The 1,597-nt window shown below is 47.8% G+C and carries 1 rRNA gene; it reads right to left on the bottom strand.

From position 1 onward, the window contains the following. Window positions 1-1,505, bottom strand: a 23S ribosomal RNA gene (locus ACFSR3_RS09415); the annotation flags it as partial. Between the last annotated feature and the right edge of the window lie 92 nt (window positions 1,506-1,597).

Genomic DNA, 1,597 nt, shown 5'->3' on the forward strand with positions numbered 1-1,597 from the left:
CCTATAGCTAGGTACTTTAACGAACTATTCCGTCAGTTCGCGGTGCTTTCATCACTCCGTCGCCCCATCACAATTATAAGAAGTACGGGAATATTAACCCGTTGGCCATCGACTGTCCCTTTCGGGTTCGCCTTAGGTCCCGACTAACCCTCAGCTGATTAGCATAGCTGAGGAAACCTTAGTCTTTCGGTGTGCGGGTTTCTCGCCCGCATTATCGTTACTTATGCCTACATTTTCTTTTCTAACCGCTCCAGCAATACTCACATATCACCTTCGACGCCGTTAGAATGCTCCCCTACCACAGAATATTCTGTCCATAGCTTCGGTAGTATACTTATGCCCGATTATTATCCATGCTCGTCCGCTCGACTAGTGAGCTGTTACGCACTCTTTAAATGAATGGCTGCTTCCAAGCCAACATCCTAGCTGTCTGGGCAGACAAACCTCGTTTTTTCAACTTAGCATACATTTGGGGACCTTAGCTGATGGTCTGGGTTCTTTCCCTCTCGGACATGGACCTTAGCACCCATGCCCTCACTGCTGGTAAACATTATATAGCATTCGGAGTTTGTCAGGAATTGGTAGGCGGTGAAGCCCCCGCATCCAATCAGTAGCTCTACCTCTATATAACTTAAGCCAGCGCTGCACCTAAATGCATTTCGGGGAGTACGAGCTATTTCCGAGTTTGATTGGCCTTTCACCCCTACCCACAGGTCATCCGAAGACTTTTCAACGTCAACCGGTTCGGACCTCCACTGTGTGTTACCACAGCTTCATCCTGCCCATGGGTAGATCACACGGTTTCGCGTCTACCATTACTGACTAAAGCGCCCTATTCAGACTCGCTTTCGCTACGGATCCATACCTTAAGTACTTATCCTTGCCAGCAACGGTAACTCGTAGGCTCATTATGCAAAAGGCACGCCGTCACCCCACGAAAGGGCTCCGACCGCTTGTAGGCGCATGGTTTCAGGATCTATTTCACTCCGTTATTCACGGTTCTTTTCACCTTTCCCTCACGGTACTGGTTCACTATCGGTCTCTCAGGAGTATTTAGCCTTAGCGGATGGTCCCGCCAGATTCAGACAGGGTTTCACGTGCCCCGCCCTACTCAGGATACCACTATCCATTACATTCCTTACCTGTACAGGGCTATCACCTTGTATCGCCCAACTTTCCAGATGGTTCCAGTTCAGTTTGCATAGAATATCGTGGTCCTACAACCCCAATGATGCCGTAACAACATTGGTTTGGGCTGTTCCGCTTTCGCTCGCCACTACTTACGGAATCACTTTTGTTTTCTTCTCCTCCGCCTACTTAGATGTTTCAGTTCAGCGGGTTTGCCTCCTATCGGATACTATATCTTCAATATAGTGGGTTGCCCCATTCGGATATCTACGGATCATCTCGTGTGTGCCGATCCCCGTAGCTTTTCGCAGCTTATCACGTCCTTCTTCGCCTCTGAGAGCCACAGGCATCCCCCATGCGCCCTTATTTTGCTTATTGTACTTACGCGTTTTTGTCCTAAAACAAAAACATACATGCTTTCTATTTCTTAATTCTACTTCTTGAATTTATCTCAATATGTCAATGAACT

Source organism: Flavobacterium suzhouense, from assembly GCF_042684765.1.
Classification (GTDB): Bacteria; Bacteroidota; Bacteroidia; order Flavobacteriales; family Flavobacteriaceae; genus Flavobacterium; species Flavobacterium suzhouense.